Annotated in this window: 19 protein-coding genes, 2 pseudogenes and 1 other annotated feature; of the genes and pseudogenes, 8 read left to right on the plus strand and 13 right to left on the minus strand. The window is 66.6% G+C overall.

Going from position 1 to position 20,670, the window contains the following annotated elements; translation table 11 throughout:
- Window positions 1-4 precede the first annotated feature (4 nt).
- Both Q392_RS10055 and Q392_RS10060 read right to left on the minus strand, forming a co-directional pair.
- The gene (locus Q392_RS10055) at window positions 5-283 is read right to left on the minus strand and encodes a hypothetical protein (protein ID WP_038205758.1); all 279 of its coding nucleotides are present in this window, start codon (window positions 281-283) and stop codon (window positions 5-7) included.
- Window positions 280-1,311 (minus strand): PRTRC system protein D, encoded by a 1,032-nt coding sequence (locus tag Q392_RS10060; protein ID WP_038205761.1) that lies wholly within the window; start codon window positions 1,309-1,311, stop codon window positions 280-282. The genes Q392_RS10055 and Q392_RS10060 overlap by 4 nt, the downstream gene beginning before the upstream one ends.
- A gap of 1,201 nt (window positions 1,312-2,512) precedes the next feature.
- Here Q392_RS10060 and Q392_RS10065 point away from each other — a divergent pair.
- On the plus strand, window positions 2,513-3,643 hold the full coding sequence (locus Q392_RS10065; RefSeq protein WP_245610684.1) for a phage integrase N-terminal domain-containing protein: 1,131 nt from the start codon (window positions 2,513-2,515) through the stop codon (window positions 3,641-3,643).
- Between the two features lie 41 nt (window positions 3,644-3,684).
- Here Q392_RS10065 and Q392_RS10070 read toward each other — a convergent pair whose 3' ends face one another.
- From Q392_RS10070 to Q392_RS10110, 9 genes are all read right to left on the minus strand, one after another.
- A complete protein-coding gene (locus Q392_RS10070; protein ID WP_038205764.1) occupies window positions 3,685-4,044 on the minus strand; it encodes an H-NS histone family protein in 360 nt (119 codons plus the stop codon).
- A gap of 121 nt (window positions 4,045-4,165) precedes the next feature.
- Complete coding sequence (locus Q392_RS10075; RefSeq protein ID WP_038205767.1) at window positions 4,166-4,375, minus strand: hypothetical protein; 210 nt, start codon at window positions 4,373-4,375, stop codon at window positions 4,166-4,168.
- A gap of 5 nt (window positions 4,376-4,380) precedes the next feature.
- Window positions 4,381-5,277: a PRTRC system ThiF family protein gene (locus Q392_RS10080; RefSeq protein ID WP_245610685.1), complete on the minus strand. Its 897-nt coding sequence runs from the start codon at window positions 5,275-5,277 to the stop codon at window positions 4,381-4,383.
- On the minus strand, window positions 5,277-5,975 hold the full coding sequence (locus Q392_RS10085; RefSeq protein WP_038205770.1) for a PRTRC system protein A: 699 nt from the start codon (window positions 5,973-5,975) through the stop codon (window positions 5,277-5,279). The genes Q392_RS10080 and Q392_RS10085 overlap by 1 nt, the downstream gene beginning before the upstream one ends.
- Window positions 5,975-6,715, minus strand: coding sequence for a PRTRC system protein B (locus Q392_RS10090; protein WP_038205772.1), 741 nt, complete (start codon window positions 6,713-6,715; stop codon window positions 5,975-5,977). Before Q392_RS10090 ends, Q392_RS10085 begins: the two co-directional genes overlap by 1 nt.
- A 19-nt stretch (window positions 6,716-6,734) precedes the next feature.
- On the minus strand, window positions 6,735-7,796 hold the full coding sequence (locus Q392_RS10095) for a PRTRC system protein F (protein WP_245610686.1): 1,062 nt from the start codon (window positions 7,794-7,796) through the stop codon (window positions 6,735-6,737).
- Window positions 7,793-8,245, minus strand: coding sequence for a PRTRC system protein C (locus tag Q392_RS10100; RefSeq protein WP_038205776.1), 453 nt, complete (start codon window positions 8,243-8,245; stop codon window positions 7,793-7,795). The genes Q392_RS10095 and Q392_RS10100 overlap by 4 nt, the downstream gene beginning before the upstream one ends.
- 95 nt (window positions 8,246-8,340) lie before the next feature.
- The gene (locus Q392_RS10105; RefSeq protein ID WP_038205779.1) at window positions 8,341-8,841 is read right to left on the minus strand and encodes a PRTRC system protein E; all 501 of its coding nucleotides are present in this window, start codon (window positions 8,839-8,841) and stop codon (window positions 8,341-8,343) included.
- A 99-nt stretch (window positions 8,842-8,940) separates the two neighbouring features.
- Window positions 8,941-10,731: a PRTRC system ParB family protein gene (locus Q392_RS10110; protein ID WP_038205782.1), complete on the minus strand. Its 1,791-nt coding sequence runs from the start codon at window positions 10,729-10,731 to the stop codon at window positions 8,941-8,943.
- Window positions 10,732-10,873: 142 nt separating this feature from the next.
- Between Q392_RS10110 and Q392_RS10115 the strand changes: the two genes are divergently transcribed.
- Together Q392_RS10115 and Q392_RS10120 are read left to right on the plus strand one after the other, a co-directional pair.
- Window positions 10,874-11,539, plus strand: a complete 666-nt coding sequence (locus tag Q392_RS10115) for a hypothetical protein (protein WP_211260222.1) — start codon at window positions 10,874-10,876, stop codon at window positions 11,537-11,539.
- Complete coding sequence (locus tag Q392_RS10120; protein ID WP_038205786.1) at window positions 11,539-12,249, plus strand: PIN domain-containing protein; 711 nt, start codon at window positions 11,539-11,541, stop codon at window positions 12,247-12,249. Before Q392_RS10115 ends, Q392_RS10120 begins: the two co-directional genes overlap by 1 nt.
- On the opposite strand, the pseudogene Q392_RS34285 reads toward Q392_RS10120, so the two are convergent.
- A pseudogene (locus Q392_RS34285) lies at window positions 12,171-12,773 on the minus strand (hypothetical protein); the annotation flags it as partial. The gene Q392_RS10120 and the pseudogene Q392_RS34285 overlap by 79 nt on opposite strands.
- A gap of 160 nt (window positions 12,774-12,933) precedes the next feature.
- Here Q392_RS34285 and Q392_RS10125 point away from each other — a divergent pair.
- The 4 genes from Q392_RS10125 (at window position 12,934) to Q392_RS10145 (ending at window position 19,731) form a co-directional block, all read left to right on the plus strand.
- Window positions 12,934-14,781 carry an SIR2 family protein gene (locus tag Q392_RS10125; RefSeq protein WP_038205789.1) on the plus strand — a complete coding sequence of 616 codons (1,848 nt, stop codon included), beginning with the start codon at window positions 12,934-12,936 and terminating at the stop codon, window positions 14,779-14,781.
- Complete coding sequence (locus Q392_RS10130; protein ID WP_038205792.1) at window positions 14,778-16,232, plus strand: argonaute/piwi family protein; 1,455 nt, start codon at window positions 14,778-14,780, stop codon at window positions 16,230-16,232. The genes Q392_RS10125 and Q392_RS10130 overlap by 4 nt, the downstream gene beginning before the upstream one ends.
- Before the next feature lie 158 nt (window positions 16,233-16,390).
- Window positions 16,391-17,602, plus strand: coding sequence for a hypothetical protein (locus Q392_RS10135; RefSeq protein ID WP_038205794.1), 1,212 nt, complete (start codon window positions 16,391-16,393; stop codon window positions 17,600-17,602).
- A 1,814-nt stretch (window positions 17,603-19,416) separates the two neighbouring features.
- A complete protein-coding gene (locus Q392_RS10145) occupies window positions 19,417-19,731 on the plus strand; it encodes a hypothetical protein (RefSeq protein WP_038205799.1) in 315 nt (104 codons plus the stop codon).
- Window positions 19,732-19,736: 5 nt separating this feature from the next.
- Here the strand turns inward: Q392_RS10145 and Q392_RS10150 are convergent, their stop codons facing one another.
- Entirely contained in the window at window positions 19,737-20,234 is a 498-nt protein-coding gene (locus Q392_RS10150; RefSeq protein ID WP_084216978.1) for a hypothetical protein, read from the minus strand.
- Between the two features lie 89 nt (window positions 20,235-20,323).
- On the opposite strand from Q392_RS10150, the pseudogene Q392_RS10155 reads away from it, so the two are divergent.
- Window positions 20,324-20,670: pseudogene (locus tag Q392_RS10155) on the plus strand (transposase); the annotation flags it as partial.
- Window positions 20,602-20,670, plus strand: a sequence feature (AL1L pseudoknot). This feature is flagged as partial in the annotation. Its footprint overlaps the pseudogene before it by 69 nt.

Here is a 20,670-nt window from a genome sequence, read left to right on the forward strand (position 1 = left end):
CGCCTCACTCAGCCAGCCCAGGACCGAAGACCTCATTGGTCACCGTGGCAGCCCTTGGCACCGCATCTTCACGGGCCGGCGCGGTCACGGGCACCGCCGCCGCGAAAGAGAAGACCCCGTGCTGCGCGAGGAGCCCGTCGTACGCCAGGACGCGCAGACGGTTGACCCGCTTGACCCCTTGCGGGAACCGCATCAGTTCGTCGTACAGCCTTGGGTTTTCCGCCCGCTCCAACTCAAACACGAGCCGGACTGCCTTGGCCTTGTCCCGCGTGAGCTCGTTCATGCGACCTCTCCCTGACCACGATCGCGCCCAACGGCCATCGCGCTGGTGGCGTAGTTGAGCCCAGCGAGTTGAAAACCACGAACGTTCGCAAACATCGGCTCCTTGACCTCGTGGATGCGGTGCTTCGGGAAAGCGGCCTTCACAGCCTTCTTGAACAGAAACGCGCCTCCACCCACCAGAATGATGTTCTGGATGCTTTCCGGCGTCTCGATCCACTGGCGCATGGTCGAGACCGCCTGCTGCGCGACGCTCTCGGCCAATGGCAGGTGCTTCTTCATGTCATAGGGCTTCTGGAAAATGACCGGCGCTTTGCCTGTGCGTAGAGCCAGGTCGATCGCGTCGTAGTCGCGGTACGGCGTGCCGACGTCCTTCGAGATCTCGGCCGCGAGCAGCCGCAGCACATCGGACATGCCGCGGTTGATCGAGCTCGACTGCTTCTGCACCAGGCGCATCCCGCGTGTGACCAGCCAGTCGAAGGTACGGGAGCCGGGGTCGACCACGAGGCTCTGCTCGTTGCCTATGGTCGCCATCTTCTCGTGCTCAGCCGCGTAGTGAACCAGCGCGCCCTGCGGTTGCGCGATGGCCAGCGCCTTGCCTACGGTCACCGTCTTGCCGCCGCCCACCGAATGGCTACCAGCCATCGCCTTCTCGAGCGCTGCCTTCTTGAGTGTGAATAGCGCCACCGGCAGACCGACGATCAGCAGGTCGATGTGCGGCACCTTCATGAAGCTCAGTGCACCGCGCAACAGCGCCATGTACTCGGGTGTGTCGGTGTAGTCGTCGTGCAGTTGCTTGGCGCGGAAGGTATCCGCGGCCAGGCTCACATCGGGCCCGACTTCGTAGAACAGCGGCCCCACCGGGATGCAGACGGTCTTGCGCCGCTCGCTGGCCGGCCAGTGGGTTGACTCGCCGCTTGAGGGGTAAGCCACGGATGGGAAGCTGCTGCAGCGAATCTCGGCGCCCGCGATGCCGGTGATGAATTTGGTGTTGCCGGACCCGACATCTACCGCTCGGACGATCATTTCCATTGGGATGCTCCTGTCGAAGAGAAATGACGGTCAGCATCGGCAAGCCGACACGACCGCGCCACCCGCAATCCGCACCGAATCGGCGCCATTTCGGCATCGGCCATCAATGGAGGACCACTGGAGATGCTGTCCAGTGGCATTCCATTGACAGCCGCCAACGGCCACTTCGGATGCGCATTGCCTGGGTGTCACCAGACTCACGCTGGAGTGGTCCGCGTCAACCCCGCTGGTGTGCGACAAGGTTTCGCGGCGTGCGACCCGGATCCGAGGTTCGAGCACCCCGTCCGGGACCAGAGGCAGAGCTTTTCCCTGTCAAGACCGCGTGCAGCCTCGCTCGGCGACCATGCGGGACACTAAATCGCCCCTATCACGCCATCCCGTGCCGGCAAGCGCCACCGGCACCCCCCGTTTCATGCCGTCGCATTGCCATACCCTGGTTGACCTGCAAGCCCCTCTCGTCATCCACTACTGACTCCCGAGGGCCGTCCTTGGCCCGCTCCGTCGCGGAGCAAAAGGCGTCGCAGTCGTTACCTGCCCTTGCAGCCCCGGCCCTGAGCCGGGGTGGCTGTCGCCCCCCGAGGCGACCGCCCCGAGGTTCTCTTTCGTAGTGCATGTGCCTTCGACCTTCGCCAGCCCTGTCGCTGGGCGCTCTCTGAAGCGCGTCAAAGCCGACGATTGACTGACGCGGCACCCGATGCCGGGTCCCGATCACGCCATCACCTGAGCACGCGTGTTCCACGCCGCCAGCGGTTGTGCTTGCCCTCATGGGCTCCACGCTGGTCCCCGCTCAAATGCTCGACACCGCCCTGGACTTTCGGTCAGGGGCGGACCCATGCGCGCAGATGGCGCTGCGAATTCCAGGATTGATCCACCAGTAGGCGCGAGACCCGATCTCGGCGCCGACGCAGCTGCCCGCCCTTGAGGCGGTGGCGCGTCAACAGCCTCCGTGGTTGCAGAAATGCACGGACGGAGCCGGATCACACGTTTTCATTTTTAAGACCGACCGAGTTGGCCCCCTGCACACGCATGTGGCTGGCGCAACCCCTGGGTCGGCGGCACGCGCTGTGGTCGCGCGCGCTGCCGCGAATGCCTGACCACCCGCCCCAGCGGATGACGGAATCCATCGCCGGGGCCGGCCTTCCCGGATTCCTGCCGGTGCGCCGTTCGGGCGGCGCACCGTTCGCTTCACTTGGAGAACATGATGACGACGACACCTTCACGCCGGCCCGCCGATCCCGTGAGCCCGGGGCGCATCCGCGGCATGGATCAACCGCGCCCCCAGGCCTGGGCAACCAAATCGCCCCAGGAAATCCTCGCCCGCCTACGGCCCGGCCATGCCGATCCGATACGTGTGCTGGAGACCCTGATCAGCCTGTTCAACACCCGGCACACGGCACGCGAGAAAACCGTCTCGCACAAGACCCGCGCCGAGCGCGCCCGCTTCCTGCGGCGCTTCTTCCTGGACCTCAAGCTCAAGGCAGGGTTTCACACCGTGCCGGACCCGCGCAACCTGGGGCAGAAGCACCTGCACGCCATGGTGCAGGTGTGGAAGCGCGAACTGCTGGCGCCTGCCACGATCCAGACCTACATGAGCTTCCTGCGCGGGCTCGCGTCCTGGATGAACAAGCCTGGTCTCGTGCTCCCGCCTGCGCGCTACGGCCTGAGTCTGGAGGAATACCAGCGGCACGAGTACGCCCAACACGACAAGAGCTGGAGCGCGCATGGGATCGACGTGGAAACCGTCCTCGCCCAGGTGACGCAATACGACGCGCGGATCGCAGCGTCGATGCGTCTGGGGGATGTTTTGGCGCTACGGCGCAAGGAATCGGTGATGTTCCGTCCGTTCGAGCACGTGGTGCCCTTCGAGCAAACCGGCCTGCCGGCCGAGCAGCGCAAAGCGGATGAGTATGTGTGGACCAAGGGCAAGGGTGGCCGTGTGCGCTGGGTCGCGTTGGCAACTGAACAGCAGCGCGCGGCGGTGGCGCTGGCACGCTCGCTGGTCACGAGCCGCGACGCGCATATGGGCGATCCGGCGCTGAGCCTGAAGCGCAACCTGCGCCGGCTCGACTATGCCCTGGAGAAGTTCGGTATCACCAAGCGGCTAGCGGGCACCACGGGCCACGGGTTGCGCCACGGCAATTTCAATGATCTCTATGAGAACGTGACGGGCGTGCCTTCGCCCGTGCGAGGCGGCGGTCCAGTGGCACCCGAGCTAGATCGGGCAGCGCGGCTGGCCGTGGCCGAGCGAGCCGGACATTCGAGGATGAGAGCCTCGACCGCCTACATCGGAGCCATGCTCCCGCGACCAGCGATCAGCAACCGCAGCACATGAGCGTTGCCGATGCTGGTGCGCGACGAAGCCAAGATGCCCGATCAGGCAGCCCGCAGTTCGTCAGCAGTCTTGCCGCTGGCCAGCGCCTCGGTGAACCACTTGGGCTTGGGGCCGAAGCCTGACCACGAATTGCCGGCGCCATCCTTGAACTTGATACGCCCGGCTCCGCGCTTCGTCTTCCCTGCCGTCTCGGCGACCGTATCTGCCTTGACTGCCTTTGTTCCCGTGCGAGCGCCAGAGCCGAGGCCTAAGTCCGACGCCGTGATGCCATAGTAGGCAACGGCATCCTTCATGCGGGCAATGACGCCAGCCTTCTCGGATTCACGAATCTCGTTCGCCTGCTGTTGCAGCTTTGCGATCTCCGCGTCGATTTCCTTGAGCGTCAGTTTGTTGCGGGCCATGAAAGTCGTAGATGCGTGTGGAATTGGAAAGAACCCCATGATCGGCAAGGACCGGCCGCCCATGCCGCAGCGCGAGTCTATAGCACGCCGTGGAATGCACCCACTCCCCTTCGCAGTGTGCTCAGGTCGCCACGGACACCTCGAACTCCTCATCGGGATAGATGGCCGCACCACGGGGACCAACCCCACCCGCTTCCACTTCGTCCTCGGACAAGCCGTAGCGCGAGAGTGCCGCGCACCGCGCCATTGCCTCGGTGGACTCGGCCACCTGCCCAATGTGGATGGCTCTACCTTTGCGCATCACGCGCACATTCCATTGCTTGATGCCCATTCGCTTCATGCCTCGTCGAGGGTTTCGGACTCCTGCGCTTCGGATTCCTTCTCCTGATGCCGAAAGCCGAACCGCGCCCAGGTGCGCGGATCGACCTCGATGGGACCGCTGCGCTTGGACTCCAGATTGACCACGACACCATGCGCGGACAACCGCCCTTTCGAGAACAGCTCATAGAGAAGCTGCGCGGCAAAACGCACCGCCACGTCGTTGACGAACAGTCCCTGCGAGGCCAGTGACATGCGCACCGAGCAGGACGGCAGGTTGTCCTCGGGGATGGCGTTGTCGAGCAGCTCTGGGAACAGTTCGGTCACGCATGGCAGGCGTGGCCCTGCCGAACCCGGTTCCGAAGCCGAATCACCTTCGGGCTCGCCCAGCACCACCTGCGCCGTGGCCTCGGTGTTACCGAGGTCCAGCCAGTACCAATAGCGGCTGCTATCGCGCCACGCGATGCGATGGAGCATGCCCCGCGCCGAGCGGCTGTCCACGCAACTGATCAGCAGGTCCGCGCCCGCCGAGTAGCGTTGGCCGTTCACATGGTCCTCGTAGCGGGTCGGATAGGCTGCCCAGTCCAAGCCGTAGAACTGGTTCAGGCGGTGGATGGTCACCAGGGCCTTGTGCCGGCCGATGTCGACCGCGCTGTACAACTGCCGCCCGACATTGGCCTCGTTCACGCGGTCCGCGTCGAAGGCGGTGACGTGCAGCCCATAGGGATGGCCGAGCGCGCGCATCGCAATGTCCAGGCGGGCGAGACAGGCCGCCATCTGTGCGCCATTGCCGCCCACGCCGACCAGATGCACCGCCACGCGGCGCTCCAGCAGTTTGGGATGAATCAGGTGTTCCACCAGCGCCTCCAGTTCCAATGTGTTCTGCGACCAGTCTCTCGCGAAGCGCTGGGGCATCAACCGCGCTGCCAGCGGCGCATCACGCGCCACATCCAGCCGTCGCGCATGGCACTGGGTCCCTCATCTTCCGACCTGAGCGCATGTGCCTGCGTCGCTTGCCAGGGGTGGCGCTCCAACGGTTTGTAGAGGCCGTTGATCACCAGCCGGAAGCACGCCATCGGCACGCGCTGGTCCAGCAGCCCGAACACCCCGGCGACCTTGATGCCTTGGTCGTCCCGGTCGTCGTCGGCCGACCAGAAAGCAGGCCCATGTCCGTGCGTGTGCAGGTCCACCGCCACCGTCTCGTCGCCGGCCATCGGGGGTCGGCGGTAGTCGATGTGGATGGGCGAGGCGCGCTCGGCCTCGCAGATCGCCAGGCGCAGCCGCCCGGTGCTGCGTGCATAGATCAGCACCCCGGCGACTTCATCGGGCAGGTGCGCCCGCCCATAGGCTACGAAGTCCTCGATCATGCGGATGGGCAGTGGCCCGAAGCTGAACCGTAGGCGTTCTTGCACCTCCCCGTAGGGCAGGCGCATCGTGGGCGGCTCCGGTCCCAGGGCGGTGATGCTGTCGAGCCAGTCGAGCCGGGTCTGCACGAACCAGCCGTTGCGGGCCACGACGATGCGCTGGCCGTTGGGCATGTCGGACAGCGCGCCGAAGCGCGGCGCGGCCACTACTGGGCAGGTTGCGAGCAGGGCTTGGTCCCTCGGGTCCATCATGCGTCCTCCGGCTCACCGAGCAGGTGGCCCAGCGTGGTCTTGCCATCGACCAGCACCCGCTCGGGGAAGCGTGCGAAGCGCTGGTCCAGCATGTCGCGCCAGAAGGCGTAGGAGCCGCCCCGGTAGCGAAGCAGCTTGCCCGCCACGTTGGGATGCGTGAAATAGGAGCGCAGGAAGGCGTCGTTCCAGGCACCGATCTTCTCCACCGTGGTGCCTTCGGGCACCGGCACGTTGCCTTGGCAGATGTGGCCGTGGGCATCAACGTTGAAAAACGGGGCCTGGAACAGAGGCGTCTTCGGTGTCGGGCGGCGGCTGCCCTTGACCGCCCACACCCGCCATGCGCGGCTGGAGGCCGCGAAAACGAGTCCGGGCAAGGGCACGGCGTCGCCGCGCTCCGTGCCACCGAAGGACTCGGCATGGTCGTCGCCTACGCGGAAGGCGATGTGGCGCCGTGCAGGGGGCACCCACCAGAGCAGCACATCGCCATGCAAGTACAGCACCGTCTCGGGCAGGAAGCCGCCGTGGGCGGCGCGCTGGAGCAAGGCCGAGGCCAGTTCGCGCGCCGCCTGAGCAGTCATGGCGCGGCCCGCGCCGATCACGGGTGCGCCGTCCACGGTCATGACCTCATGCACGGTGGCGAGCGCCCCGCCCGAGCGTCCGTGGTACAGCAGCACAGCCTGGTCCAGCGTCAGCACGTTGTCCGTGGGCGTCTGAATGGAGAATTCCGCTTCGTTCATCTTTGATGACCTCCTGCGATCAGTCTCCAGCGGACAGCCCGTGGATCAAGCGGTCGATCAGGCCGATGGCCTCGAAGCGCTGGCCCATGTGGTGGAACCACACGCCGAGCGCGCCGGGATCGTTGAGCGGGATCATCACTTCGCCCATGCGGTCGCAGAACTCGGCCTGATGTGCCATCTGCAGCAGGTCGTCGTAGATGCGTGTGGTGACATCACCCTCGCCCCAGGACAGCACCGCGCCGAACCCGATGTACTCGCCCTCGATGTCGGGCTTGAAGTCGTCGGTGAGCGTCAGCTGGGACAACGCCAACGCATCGACGGCGATCTGGCGCAGATGCCGGTCGGCGAGCGTCTTGACAGCTTGGCGCAGGCTGCAAGGTCGCCATGCCGGAGCGCCCTTGCGCCGGCGCTCGCCCTTCCCGGGGCGGTGCAACCAGCGCCGGGCCCACTCGGGGTAGGCCTCGTCCAGCATGCGGCGGGTGACCATTTCTTCGCGCATGCCTTCGCGGTCGGCCGCGTCGCCGTCCTCGCACATCATGTCCAGCGCCGCTTCCTCATCCATTTCTCCCTGCCAGTACACATAGGACGCCACGTCGTCGGCAATGTCCGGGGTGAACAGCGGGTACACGTAGCGGCTCTGCTCGCGCAGCACCTGCAGGACGGTGGAACCCAGGTTCGGCATGGCGGCGTTAAGCGCCTCCAGGCGCTGGCCCACCGCCCACTCGGCCTCCCGGTACTCGCACCAGTACACGTCGAGTTGGGCGTACGGCGTCTGCCGCCCGTCGCGCATGGCCGGGTAGTTGCCGTGCTCGTCGAGCACGCTGACCGCGAAGCGCGGCTCCAGGCAGTGGAGCGGCCCGACCTGCCGCTTGATCCAGGCGTCGATGGCGCGCTGGCAGGCCTTCAGCGGGTCGGCTTCGTTGTCGGGCAGGTCGTGCTCGCGGACCACCCCAGCTTCGACCAGGAAGCGGCACAGGGCCGCGTTGGCACCGGATTGGGAACTCGATGCGACCGTCAGCAGCACGCCCGCGCCCAGGCTGGGCAGCGCGAGGACCGGCATGCAGGCTGGCGCGAACCTCATGGCAGCGGGGCGAGCATGTCGCTGGTGGCGTGGGTCCGTTGGGCGGCGGCATCATGGCGGTGCTGCTCCAGCGTGCGGTGCGCGAAGCGGCTCCAGGCCGCCGAGCGGGCTTGCACGGCGCGCTGCGACAGGGCGCGGGAGAGCTTAGACGTGTCGCTGGAGCTGCCGGATTCGCTGGCCTGCACGCGCTCCAGCAGGGCCGCGAGGCGGGGACCGGCTTGAGCGTCTGGCGCCTCGATGCCTGCGCCCTTGGTGCCCACGGCCTTGCGGAACGTGAAATCCTGGCGTCCGTTGGCGACTTCACCGGCCTCGACTTCCGCGCTGACCAGTTCGGGGTATTGGGCGCTGTACAGATCGCGCACCTCGCGCGGCGACAGGCCGGGCACGTCCGGCAACAGGATGCCGTTGTAGGTGAAGGTGCGCACGATGGGGGTGACCTCGATCGACATGGCAAGAAGCTCCTTGGGGATGGTGGCCACCACGGCGGTGGTCTTGCGACCAGTCTCTCGCCGGGGGCGCGGACGTCAAGAGCGTCACGGGCCGGTCAGCCGAACAGGTCGTAGGACTCGCCGCCGCCACCGGCTTCTGCGCCTGCCATCGCGGGGGCCTGTGCATCCTGCGCATCGTCATCCGCTGCATCCTGTGCCTGGACCGCCGCGCTGGCCGTGCTCGCCGGGGCGGTGGCTTGCACTTGCTTCGCGGGGGCGGGCTTGGCCACCGCCCTAGCTGCGTTCGTGGTGGCATCGCTGGCCTTCTTCACCGAAGCCGCCTTCGCGGCCTCGATCACTTCCATCGTGGCTTCGGCCTGCTGCGCGAGGCTGGAGCGGACCTCGCGGTAGCCGCGCAGCGCGTCGATGAAGCCCGCATCGAACTCCTGCGGCGTGGCCGTCAGGCTCAGGGGCTGGGCCAGCGCGGGCTCGCCCGCGTCGGGCTTCGGCTTGGGGATCACGTTGACCGTCAGGCGGCCGGATTTCTCGTCGGCGCTCACGGTCATGGTGAGCGTGGCGCTGCAAGCCAGCGCGAACAGTTCTTCGAACATTGTCATGTCATGCTCCTTGGGGGAATGTGGGGACGTGGCCCCGTAGGGGGGCCGTCCAGACCATGCTAGGACCGCCCCCCCTGCTGTCCAGGGGCCGCTTCGTGGTCAGGCCATGGCCGGCTCTGGTTGCCTGTCGAATGTGCGGTCGGTGACCTCGGAACCTTCCCCCTCATCCACTTCTCCCTCGAGGCCATCAGCCAGGATCGGCTGTCGCGGGTAGCGCATCACGGCGGGCACCGTCCCCTGGTAGCTGAAGCCCGGCACCTTGAGCAGCGCCGTAATGAACTCCTGCTTCTTGCTGGCGCGCGCCGCCTTGAAGCCCGCACCCATGGCCTTCTTCAGCCCCACTTCCGCCGCAAGGCTCTCCAGTTCGCTCATCGTGAACAGGTCGAGGAACTCCTTGTCCCACTGGAAGTACCGGCCTTCATCGACCTCGGCGTAGTTCAGCAGCAGTTCCAGGTCGCTGGTGTTGACGCCAAAGGCAGCGGATGCCGTGGCGGCTTGCAGCAAGCGATCCAGTTGGGCCTCGGGCGCCGCATCGGCGCGTTGGAGCCCACCCCGCACACCGAACGCGGCTGGTGCGGTCTGGCCCGCGATCCGCTCGAAGGCATTGCGGAACTGTGCCTCGCGCAGGTCGGCGCCACGCCCGGCCAATACCAGGGCGATGAGCACGCGCTGGCTGCGCTGCGGCTGCGCCATCAGGGCCTTGGCCAGCCATTTGCGCCACTCGGTCAAGCGATGCGCGACCACGCGCTGCGGCGTCTGGTTCGCGGGGGCCGATGCTGCTGCGGCCTTGTGCCTAGCCTTGGCTTTCTGGCCCGCCTTGCCCGTACCCTTCGCCGTGGGCTTTGTCGCGCCCTTGCCTGCCGCCTCGGTCACCGCCGCCTGCGCATCGCGCTGCGCCTTGCGCCACAGAGCGACCTTCTGGCTGTTGCACGCGGCATCGAAACACAGGGACCGGCTGACCTCGCCGTAGCTACCGGGCATCGCCGACACGGTGCATCCGAAGGACTGGCACCCCTGGCACGATGTGTACTGCGGTGCGCCGACCCCCAGGTCGCCCTCGGCAGTGAGCGGCAGCGGCGTGAAGCCGTCTGACACGTTCACGATGCGGATCACGGGGTACTCGTCGCGCAGTGCATCGGCGCGGGCCTGCACGGCTTGCAGCGTCAGTTCCTCGAAGTGGCTCGGATGCTGGCAGTAGCCCTCGCCCAGGGATTCCGTAAAGAGGCCCGCCTGCCGCGCCGAGTTGTGCGCGCAGCGGCTGCACTGCGCCGTGTCGAAGATCGCGTCGCTCAGCCGCCGTGCGTAGCGGCCGAGTTGTGACTTGAGCACGGCCACCGGCACCTTCTGCGCCAGCACGCCCGCCAGCACGCTGCCCTGCTTCTCCGGTGGGATCCCCGAGAGCAGTTCGGCATGGCCGAGCTGGATGCTGCGCGTCGTCAGTGCCTTGAGCACGGCGGGCGTGCAAGCCATCAGCGCCAGCCGCCGTTCCAGCACTTCGGGCGACCAGCCCATGAGGCGCGCGGTTTCTTCCTTGTCGCCGCGCTGGCGCATCAACTGCCGCTGCGCGGCGCGGGCCTCCTCGGCCGGCGACATGGCGGCGCGGTGGTAGTTCTCGATCACCGACATGGCCTCGGCCGTCTCGTCGCTGGCGTCCTTGATGACCACGGGCATGTCGTAGTCATCACCGAAGACGTTCTTGGCCGCCCGCCAACGGCGCTCACCGGCAATGATCTCGAATAGCTCGGTGCCCGGGATCGGCCGCACGACGATGGGCTCTAGGACACCGACCGCGCGGATGCCCTCCTCCAGTTCGGCCATCTCGTCAGGATCGAAGTATTCGCGGGGGTTCTTGCCCTGGACGATCAGACGGATCGGCAGGGTCGGCTGCATGGATGGGGTCACGGTGCCTCCTGGCTGCATCGGGTGAATTGCAGTCATCCTCCCGCCTCGCCTCTCTGGTTCAACCCCCGGCAAGGCGCACCGCTGAATGCCGATGCGGCTCCTGGCTCCAGGGGTCATGCAGAATGTGGCTATGGCCTCAACCTCCAAGCCCCTGAGCGTATTCCGCGACTTGCGGCTGCGCGGTCCTGCCGACGCCATCGCGCGCTTGCGCCAGGCTTTGATCGACCATGCAACGGCGCCCTGGCGACACGCGCCAGAACGTGAGGAGCGGGTACACCTTCCATCCGCCGAGGGGCGGCCCATGGCGTTCGAGCGTGCCGCGTCGCCGGGCTACGAATCGGCCGGACTGGTCCTCTTTGCGCGGCCCGATGGACTGGAAGTCACGAATATCGTGCCGCTGCAACGCAGCGAACTGAGCCACCAGGCCTACAACACGATCCTCGAAGATTTCGCCGAGCAGATTGCGCGGCCGGCGGCGAACCCAGCCGGATTCGTGGTCGAACTGTCCGGGAACACGATCCAGATCGAAGACAAGCTGTCCGAGGCCGCCGCAGATGCGCTGCACCGCTTCAACGCGCTGGCCAACAAGTCCACTGGAGCTTCACACCCCTACGACCGTCAGCGCTGGTTTGACTTTGTCATCCAGACCCACACGGAACGCAGCAAACTCGACTCCGATTTGCTCCACCGCTGGCTCATCGAGTCCGAGGGCTGGCCTGAGGATCAGGCCAGTGATCTGGCTATCGAGTACGAGCGTTCCCGCGCGCTCCTGGCCCGTTTCGAAGAGACGGCTTGATGGCCTTGCCGCCCCACGAGGCCGACCGGATTGCGCAGGCCGGGTTGCCGGTGGTCTGCATCGACACCTGCAGTCTGCTCGACATCATCCGCGACCCGTCTCGCGACACATCCCTGCCCCACAACGCCACCGCAGCGTTGGCGCTGCTGCAGGCCATGGAATCCGGCACCGCGCTAGTGGGCCTTCTCGCCGATCAGGTGCGGCAGGAGTTCGGCACGCATTTGCAGGAGATTGTCGACGAAGCGGACCGTGGCCTGGACAAACTGCGCGGCCACATCGAGCGCGTGGACGGCTTGGTCAGTGCCTTCTCGTCGCCTGTTCGAACGGACCTTCGCCACTGGGACGCCCATGTGGCCAGTGCGACGGCCGCGCTTCATCGCTGGATCGCGGCTTCAGTAGCCGCACCGCAATCGCAGGACGTTCCAATGCGGGCCTATTCCCGCGTCATGCATGCGCGCGCTCCGGCCCGCAAAGGCAAGGATTCGCTGGCAGACTGTGTTGTTCTTGAAACCTATGTCGAGGCAGCCGCGGAACTGCGGCAGCGAGGTCTGACCGCTCCCATCGTGTTCCTGTCGTCCAACGTGCAGGACTACACCCTCGCGCCGGCACGCAATGTGCTCCACCCGGACATTCAAGCCGAGTTCGCCCCCATCAACATGGCATATGCCACCGGCCACGGGATGGCGAAACGGCTGCTGGGAATACCGTGACCCGCCTGAGTCAGATGCCTTGCCAAGCAACTCGGTGAACCACCGGCCGCACACCAGCGCATTCGCTTAGTTCGTTGGAGTGAAGGACGCGGACGACAGCGAGGGCAGCGAACGGTCCAATGCCAGTTCTCGTGTCCGAATCCATCGAGGCCAAATCCCACATATCCGAGCGCAGCACCGGCCGCAAAGTGCTCGAGCCGCACTCGATGCGTCATAGCGCCTCGTTGCGAGGGGAAGACGGCCGCCCGCACGCTGTCGGGATCCTTGGTCCAATGCGCGATCTCCACGAGCGGAAACGCCGGCATGTCCAGCATCCCCCTGTTCATGGCCTGCTGAAGCGTCAGTCCTTGTGCCATCAAATGCCGGATGCGAGCCTTGGCGAACGCGTTGAAGTGCGTATCCCTGACAAGCCACATGCACCGCGCGCCCGAAACCGCGTACCGATGCGTGCGTAGCCTGTATTGGTCCCAATGCTGTTGTGACAGCTGCACTTCAAAGACTACTGGCCCGCTGGAAGTCTGAGCGAAGACATCGGCAACCCACTCTTCGCCGAGGGGAGAACACCCCGTCCGCGCCGCCGCGTGTCGTCGCCCCGGTCATGCCCTCGGTTGGACACGCCTGGGCCAGACTGGGCTTGTGATACGTTACAAATAAGCAAGAAGAAGCGATGAAGAGGAATCCAGGATGAAGGAAATCAGTGGCAGGGCTTTTGCAGAGCGTTTTGCTCTGAACCCTTTGGGCTTTGCTTGGATGCTCGGTGCCGGAGCTTCAGCCACGGCTGGCATACCGACGGGCTATCAGATGATCCAGGAGTTCCGCACGCGCCTTTTCGCTTCGGAGACCGGCATCAGCCTGCGCGAGATCGACCCGGCGGACCCTGTTTGGCAATCGCGCATCGACCTGCACCATGAGAGGAAGGGGGTTCTCCCGCCCAAGGGAGATCCCTCGGAATACAGCCGGGCGTTCGAGGCCCTGTATCCCACGCCTGAGGATCGTCGACTTTTCATCAGGAACCAGGTCAGCAAGGGAAGCCCGTCGCTCGGCCACAAGGTGCTGGGCTCACTCCTGGGAGCACGGAAGACCCCCTGCGTATTCACGACGAATTTCGACTCGCTCATCGAAAGCGCTGCCACCATTGCATCGCAGCTACTCCCTGCCAGCGAACGCGGTACGCCGACCCTCGCTGCGATCGACAATGCGGCCCGCGCCGAAACCTGCCTGCGCGAGAGCGAGTGGCCACTGATCGTGAAGCTGCACGGCGACTACCAATCTGTCGAGCTCAAGAATACCGATCAGGAGCTGGCGCTGCAGGACGCCCAGTTGCGCCTCGTGTTGACTCAATCGCTGCAGCGGTTCGGACTCATCGTTGTCGGCTACAGCGGACGCGATGATTCCGTCATGCAGGCCTTGAGCGCCGTCCTTCGATCCCCAGTTCGCTATCCCAAAGGCATCTACTGGCTGTGCCGTGACGCCGACAGCTTGCTCCCTGCGGTCCGGGAACTCCTTGAACAAGCCGAACTGGCACAGGTGGATGTGCATCTGGTCAGGGGCACCACGTTCGATGAGCTATGCGGGGACATCGCAGACGTCACGGACCTGCCCGCCCCCCTGGTCACCCATGTGTTCGGCGACCGCAGCACCGCCGCTATAGCGCAGGTACCGCTGCAGCGGCAGGCGGTCTTGAAGGCGCCGGTGCTCAGGCTTTCGGCCATGCCGCTGATCGAGATGCCGAAGTCCGCCCGAAAGATCAGCCTGAACTCGAACGCGGGCATCGCCGACGTTCGCGCCCTGCTCAAGCAAGCCGGTGTGAGAGCCACCGTTGGGCAGGCGGGGGGCCCCGGCGTTCTGGCCGCATTCGGACCCGACGCGCTGCTGGAAAAGGCGCTGGCTCCCTTCGGAGCAAAGTTGGCCGGCGAGGTCGCGCTGGACGTCGCCAAGGACTCCTGGGCGAAAGGCGTGATCTACGACGCACTCGTTCGCGCGCTCTGCAGGGACCTACCGCTGTTCGCTCGGTTGCATGGCCGTGGCCACAGCCTGTCGGTGTCACGTCCGAACAGCGAACTCCCCAGGGAACTGGCCCAGGCCAGGCGAGACCTGTTGTCACGCCTGAAGACTGCGTATGGGTCCGAGTTGACCGGCCCGGTCCCAGGCACTTCCGGCAAGTACTCCGAAGGCCTGTCCATCCGCCTGGAGCAGGCCGATGAGCGCTGGTGGGCCGTGTTTGAACCATCGACCTTCATTGACCTCGACCACCGCGCACCTGATGCCGATCCCCCACAAGCGACCGCCGAATGGCGCAAGGCCGAGGATTGGCGCAGGGAGCGCTGGGTGCAGAAGTACAACCACCGCTGGTCCGCGATCCTGGACGCCTGGGTGGAGTTGCTGACACATGCCCAAGGTCCCCGGCGCAGCGCCTACGGCTTGGCCCAGGAGACAGGTGTCGATGCGATGTTCGAGCTAGGCGCCAAGACCGCGCGCAGCAGGCCCGCGCACGACCACGACTTCTTTCATGTGCAGCGGGGGCAGCGATGAGTGTCGAGAAGCCACTCCCGATCAGCTTGCCTGCCTTCACGCTGCTGGAGGAACCCGAGTTGGCCTTCGCGTCTGGTGACCCCAAGGCCCGCCACAGGCACCCGCTGCTGGGGCTGTCGCGGTTCGGCGCGTTCGACCAGGCATCGTACCGGCATTACAGCCAGGACCTACGTGTCGCGTATGTGGGGCCCAGGTCGGGCGCTGCGCTGGTGCGCGACATGCGCGAGAGCCTGCGTGGCCCCCAGCGCAACACAGACAACAACAGCTACGCACAGGCCTATCCGGGATTCGAAAACCTGTTCGGGGTGGACTTGCTCAGTGCCGACAAGCAGGCCCATGTCGTTTGGCCCGAGGAACTGTACGACCTCGGTCAGGGCGACACGGTCAGCGAGCGGGTACGCGCAGCGCTCCATCACGCACTCAGGCGCCTAGAGGCGGTGCGCGCCCAATTTGACGTGGCACTGGTGTACTTCCCCGACCGGTGGCTTCCGCATCTTCGGACCAAGGAGTTCGATGCGCATGACGAACTCAAAGCACTGGGGGCGCAATTGGGCATCCCGACCCAGGTCATCAACGACAAATCGCTGAAATTCGGCAACTGGGGCGCACGCGCGTGGCGCCTGTCCGTGGCGTTGTATGCCAAAGCCGGCGGGACGCCCTGGAAGCTGGCGCCGATCGAAGGCATTCCCGAGGACACCGCCTACATCGGGCTGGCCTATGCCATCCGTCGATCTTCGGACGCAGCCCACTATGTGACCTGCTGCTCGCAGGTCTTCGACATGGAAGGAGGCGGCATGCAGTTCATCGCGTTCGAGGCGAACGATGCGATTGCCGACGAAGCCGAGGCACGGCGCAATCCCTTTCTGTCGCAAGCTGACATGCGGGCGGTCCTCACGCGCAGCGTCCGGCTCTACCTCGAAGGACATGCGGGCCGCGTCCCGCGTCGCCTTGTGATCCACAAGACCACTTCCTTCACCGAAAGCGAACTCAAGGGAGTTCAGGACGCGACGCAGTCGATCCCGGAAGTCGAGTGCATCGAGATCGGCTCCAGTTCGGCATGGCGAGGCGTCTGGATGGTCGAGTCGCCAGGCAAGCAACCCAGTATCCAGCCAGCACGCTTCCCTGTTCCACGCGGCACCCTGGTCATGACCTCGGGCAACGCGGCGCTCCTCTGGCTCGCCGGTAATGCACCGTCGGCTGTCGGCGGCAGGGACTATTTCCAGGGTGGCAAAAGCATCCCGAAGCCCATTGTTCTTCGCCGTCACATGGGGCGCGGCCCCTTCGAGCTCCTGGCTTCCGAAGCCATGGCGCTGGCCAAGATGGACTGGAACAACGATGCGCTGTACGACCCCCTGCCAGTGACGATCATGTACTCGCAACGACTGTCGCGCACCATCTCGAATGTGCCAAGCCTGCCCGCACACAGCTACCCCTATCGACTGTTCATGTAGGTGACTAGAATCGCGTGCAAGGCGCCCGCCGTACTTGCACGCGAGTAGAAACAGGCTCTTCTTTCCATCGTCATCGATCTCCCTTCCGGGCCTCGTCGTCGGGGACTTAAACGCGTGCGTCTGCCCCGACGCGGCGAGGTGAACCGAAAGGAAGACGCATGATGTTCAAAGCACTGGCGCGCGCCGCGCACCAATCCCTGCAAGCCCGCGCGGGCTGCGACATCCGCCACAGCCACGTTCACGAACTGCTGGCCGCGGCGTTCGGCTACGGGACCTGGGCCGCACTGACCACGGACGCGCTGCTGGCCGACCACGGCGTCGGTCAGGCCCCGCAGGCCTCCGCCGGGCCGCAGATCGCCGGCCGCGCGCTGCAACTGCAGTACGGCCAAGCCGAGGCACTGGCCATGGCTGGCGCCCTGGGCGAGTTCATCGCCGACAAGCAGTTGGGCCTGGTCCGCTGGGCAGCCCTGGCCCCGCTGCTGCCCATGGCCACGCGGTCCGGGGCACCCGGTGAGCACGAAGAGGACGGCGATGCGGATGAAGACCTGCAGGACTGGGACGATGCTCCCCGCCTATCCGAGAACGCGAGCACCCTCCCCCGCGAACAGTTCCTGGCTTCGGGGCTTCTCCTGGAGAGCCTGGAGCAGGCCGCGACGAAGGACCCGCACGCACACCAGGTACTGGCTGCCTTGTTCCGTTGCAGCAAGCCCAATCCCTACCTCTACGAGGAGTCGCTGAAGGGACGCCAGCTCACCGCCAGCGAACGCGGCTGGGTCGAGCAATACCTGCTGCTGGCGCCCCGATACGTGCGCTACGAGGCGCACTTGAAGGCTGCCGCCGAAGCCGGTGTGCGCGCCGCCGCGCTGGAGTACGGGACGGTCTTCGAGCGCCCGGAGTTCATCGCGTTGGCCGAACGTCTGGACGGCGACGTCGACCCCGAGCAGATGGCACGGGTGGCAACGAGCCTCGAAGCCCGCACCCGGTGGCTGCGCCGGGCGGCCGAAGCGGGTTCTCGCCGGGCATTGGAAGACCTCGCCGATCTCGGCGACCCCTGGGCGCAAGAACGCATGGCTCCCCGCGCCAGCAGGCACTGGCTACGGGACGCTGCGGAGCGTGCCCTCGCCGAAGGCGATCCGGTGCGCGCCTGGATCTGGCAGTACGTGGCGCTGGCGCGCGGTGAGGATCTGACCCTTTCCACACTGGCGGCCCGACACGACGGCGGATCGAACGATGGCGAGTTCTACGACAGCGACTTCGGCGGGCCACTGTACGTCGACGGCGACGAAGCGCTCGTTCTGCCCGAGCTGGACCGCACCCAGCTTCGTGCAGCGAAAGCGAAGGCCCAGGACATCCTTCGCGGCTATCCATAGCGCTGCGGCTCGCCCTCGATCATCTGGCGCAGCGAGCGGTCCTCGCGCACCGCCGTGCAGGCCCAGCAGCCGAAGCGGCTGGCGCAGGGCTTGGCGTGGCGCTCCATCTCGGCGTCGGCGACCACCACGCAGGCGTTCGCCGCCGCCGATCGGCGCCGCGCACACGTGGAACTCTGTCGTCCGGCCCGCCCTGCCCTCCTTGCCGCCGCGCTCGATCCAGCGGGCGACCGGCAGGTCCCTGTCCGAGAGGGGTTGCAGCATGCGCTCCCAGGTGGCGGCCAGGTGCTCGGCGCTGCCCAGACACGCCCCGAGCGCAGCGACATGCGGCTGGGCGGCCACCGCATCCTCGCGCGCCCGTTCGAGCACGGCAGCGCGCAGGGCACCCAGCGCCTCCCGCAGTCCGAGCGCCGCGCCGTGTATGCGGCCGCCTGTGTCGGCGACATCGGGCGGCAGCGCGCCGTGGACAAAGCGGTGGACCTGGCCCTGCTCGCCCGCCGCGCAGTGCCTGGACAAGGCCGCGTGCAGCCCCTCCAGTGCGCCGCACAGACGCTGGCCGTGCTCGTCGGCCGCCGCCGCCAAGGCCGCATCCAGCCGCAAGTTCTGACCGGCCTGATCCGCCACCACCGAGGCCTCCTCGATCCAGCGCAAGGCGCCCAGCACCGCGTGGCGCGAGGCGCCGCGCGCCGCCGCCCTGGCGGGCAGGCCATGGGCCTCGTCGAGCACGAACAGCGTCTGGGCCGGGTCTGGCAACAGGGCACCGGGCTCCATGTCCAGGGCGGCCAGCAGCAGGTCATGGTTGGCAACGACCACGTCAGCTTCCTTGACGCGTTGCCGCGCAGCCTGGAACGGGCAGCGCCCGAACTCCTCGCAGCGCGCCCCCAGGCAGCCATCGCGGTCGGTGCTGAGGCGGTGCCAGAGTCCTTCGGGGATCGGGTCGTGCCAGTCGTCGCGGTCGCCCGTCCAGGTGCCGCGTGCGAAGGCCTGTGCAAGCCTGCCTTCCAGCCGGACCGGCTGGCTCGCCGGCGGTCGAGCCGCGCTGGTCGAGACCTCGCCCCCCAGAGCAGCGACGGGATGCTGAGCATCCAGGCGCAGCAGCTTGGCCGGGCAGACGTAGCGCCGCCGCCCCTTCGCCAGCGCGCTCGTGAAGTTCACTGGCAGGTGCCGCTGCAGGGCCGGCAGGTCTTTGGCCATGAGTTGTTCCTGCAGCGCGACGGTGGACGAGGACACGACCACGCACAGTCCGCGCGAGCGCGCCAGCACGATGGACGGCAGCAGGTAGCCCAAGGTCTTGCCGGTGCCCGTGCCGGCCTCGATGACCGCGATGCGCTGGGTGGCCTCGGCCAGTCCCTCCCTGCCGTCGCTCAGCGTGCCGAGGACATGTGCCACCTCGGCCATCATCACCAGCTGCGCACGGCGGCTGGCGAAGCCCGGCATGGCTTCGCGCAAGGTGCGCAGGCAGGTCTGCATCCGGGCCTTTTCGTCGTCGCTGAGCATGCGCACAGCGTCGCACTGCATCCGAACACCTCAAGGGCACCGCCCCGGGAGGAAGCACGGTGAGTGCCCGGGGCATCGCCACCGCCAGCCCGCTCTGCGCGGCCGCAGCCGGACGGCCGTTGTGGACCGCATTGCGCGTATCGAGTTCGCCAGTTCATGGACTTCTGTTGCGGGCCAGGATCAACCTGTTCAAGCGGCAATCCCGTAGCCCCGCACCAGGCGGCCGCAGCAGCGTTCTTCGATCACGATGCAGGGCAGCCAGGCGAGCTCGAAACGGTGGCGGGGACAATACGGTCATCGCTTCGCAGTCTTCCGTTGCCATGCCCGTCCACTTCGCCATGCTCCAGCTATTCGATTCCGCCCAGGGCAGTCTGGCCGAGATCGAGTTGGCGCACCCGGACATGCCGCGCGGCGAACGCCGCTGGCTCTGGATCGAGCCCAACTGGGTGACGCTGCTGCACCCCGTCAATGAAGGGACGCCCACGCTGCGAGTGTTCGACGGCGCCGTCCTGGCGCTCGACGGACAGCAGGGCGAGCTGCGCTGGCACAACGGACGGCGAAATGCGCTGTTGGCCGATCCCGATGCCTCGCTGCGACCCGAGTTCCGGCGGCTGGTTCATCAGCACCTGAACTGAAGCCCTCAAGCTGCCCGGCGCTGCTCGCGCTGCGACATCAGTGCGGCATAGCGCGCAGTGACGGCATCGCCGTCGAGGCAGTCGGCCGAGATGCCCGCTGCCTCTGCGACACGTCGGCGCACCGATGCGAGATGCCGCGCTTCGGAGGCAGTCGGCATGCATACCGGCCATCCCGCCTCGTAGAGCAAGTGCGCGGGAATCTCCATCTCGGCCGCCTGCCGCCGCGCGGCTCGTTCCTTGGCCTCCTCCACCTTGGCTCGCAAGGGGGCATCGAGCAGGCCAGGCGCCACGTCTGCCAGCCATTGCCCGCCCTGGAACGAAAAGGTGCTGCGGACCTCCAGCCCGACCAGCTCGCGGTAGATCGCTGCGTTGTCCTCGCAGCGAGCCGCCGCCTGCAGATCGCCACGAGACGCCAGGACGCAGAAAGCACATGATGGGCTGCTGCCATAGATGCGATAGGCCTCATGCAGCACGGCGCCTCGCTGCCGGATGTAGTCCAGCACATCCTGGCGCGACCAGTGAATGACCGCGTGCCAGGCTGAACCGCCCCGGTTTTCGCGGAGGCTCCCTCGTTTGAGAAGATGGAGCCATCATGAGGAAGTCAGTGAAGTTTTCGCCGGAGATTCGCGAGCGTGCGGTGCGCATGGTGTTCGAGCACCGAGGGGAGCACGAATCGCAGTGGGCGGCGGTCGTATCGATCGCCGGCAAGATCGGCTGCACAGCGCAGACGCTGCTGAACTGGGTGCGCCAGCACGAACGTGACACAGGTCAGCGCGAAGGCGTGACCACCGCCGAGGCCAAGCGCGTCAAGGAACTCGAACGCGAAGTGCGCGAGTTGCGCCGTGCCAACGAGATCCTCAAGCTGGCCAGCGCGTTTTTCGCCCAGGCGGAGCTCGACCGCCGGCTGAAGTGATGTACGCCTTCGTGGACCGGCACCGC

The organism is Xenophilus azovorans DSM 13620 (assembly GCF_000745855.1).
GTDB lineage: Bacteria > Pseudomonadota > Gammaproteobacteria > Burkholderiales > Burkholderiaceae_C > Xenophilus > Xenophilus azovorans.

Coding starts and splice junctions, on each gene's coding strand:
- Q392_RS10070 (WP_038205764.1), bottom strand. CDS start 4,044: ATGGCCCGCAACAAACTGACGCTCAAGGAAATCGACGCGGAGATCGCA.
- Q392_RS10095 (WP_245610686.1), bottom strand. CDS start 7,796: ATGAGGTTCGCGCCAGCCTGCATGCCGGTCCTCGCGCTGCCCAGCCTG.
- Q392_RS10085 (WP_038205770.1), bottom strand. CDS start 5,975: ATGGACCCGAGGGACCAAGCCCTGCTCGCAACCTGCCCAGTAGTGGCC.
- Q392_RS10055 (WP_038205758.1), bottom strand. CDS start 283: ATGAACGAGCTCACGCGGGACAAGGCCAAGGCAGTCCGGCTCGTGTTT.
- Q392_RS10110 (WP_038205782.1), bottom strand. CDS start 10,731: ATGCAGCCGACCCTGCCGATCCGTCTGATCGTCCAGGGCAAGAACCCC.
- Q392_RS10080 (WP_245610685.1), bottom strand. CDS start 5,277: ATGCCCCAGCGCTTCGCGAGAGACTGGTCGCAGAACACATTGGAACTG.
- Q392_RS10065 (WP_245610684.1), top strand. CDS start 2,513: ATGACGACGACACCTTCACGCCGGCCCGCCGATCCCGTGAGCCCGGGG.
- Q392_RS10145 (WP_038205799.1), top strand. CDS start 19,417: ATGCCCGTCCACTTCGCCATGCTCCAGCTATTCGATTCCGCCCAGGGC.
- Q392_RS10105 (WP_038205779.1), bottom strand. CDS start 8,841: ATGACAATGTTCGAAGAACTGTTCGCGCTGGCTTGCAGCGCCACGCTC.
- Q392_RS10125 (WP_038205789.1), top strand. CDS start 12,934: ATGAAGGAAATCAGTGGCAGGGCTTTTGCAGAGCGTTTTGCTCTGAAC.
- Q392_RS10120 (WP_038205786.1), top strand. CDS start 11,539: ATGGCCTTGCCGCCCCACGAGGCCGACCGGATTGCGCAGGCCGGGTTG.
- Q392_RS10090 (WP_038205772.1), bottom strand. CDS start 6,715: ATGAACGAAGCGGAATTCTCCATTCAGACGCCCACGGACAACGTGCTG.
- Q392_RS10135 (WP_038205794.1), top strand. CDS start 16,391: ATGATGTTCAAAGCACTGGCGCGCGCCGCGCACCAATCCCTGCAAGCC.
- Q392_RS10060 (WP_038205761.1), bottom strand. CDS start 1,311: ATGGAAATGATCGTCCGAGCGGTAGATGTCGGGTCCGGCAACACCAAA.
- Q392_RS10075 (WP_038205767.1), bottom strand. CDS start 4,375: ATGGGCATCAAGCAATGGAATGTGCGCGTGATGCGCAAAGGTAGAGCC.
- Q392_RS10100 (WP_038205776.1), bottom strand. CDS start 8,245: ATGTCGATCGAGGTCACCCCCATCGTGCGCACCTTCACCTACAACGGC.
- Q392_RS10115 (WP_211260222.1), top strand. CDS start 10,874: ATGGCCTCAACCTCCAAGCCCCTGAGCGTATTCCGCGACTTGCGGCTG.
- Q392_RS10130 (WP_038205792.1), top strand. CDS start 14,778: ATGAGTGTCGAGAAGCCACTCCCGATCAGCTTGCCTGCCTTCACGCTG.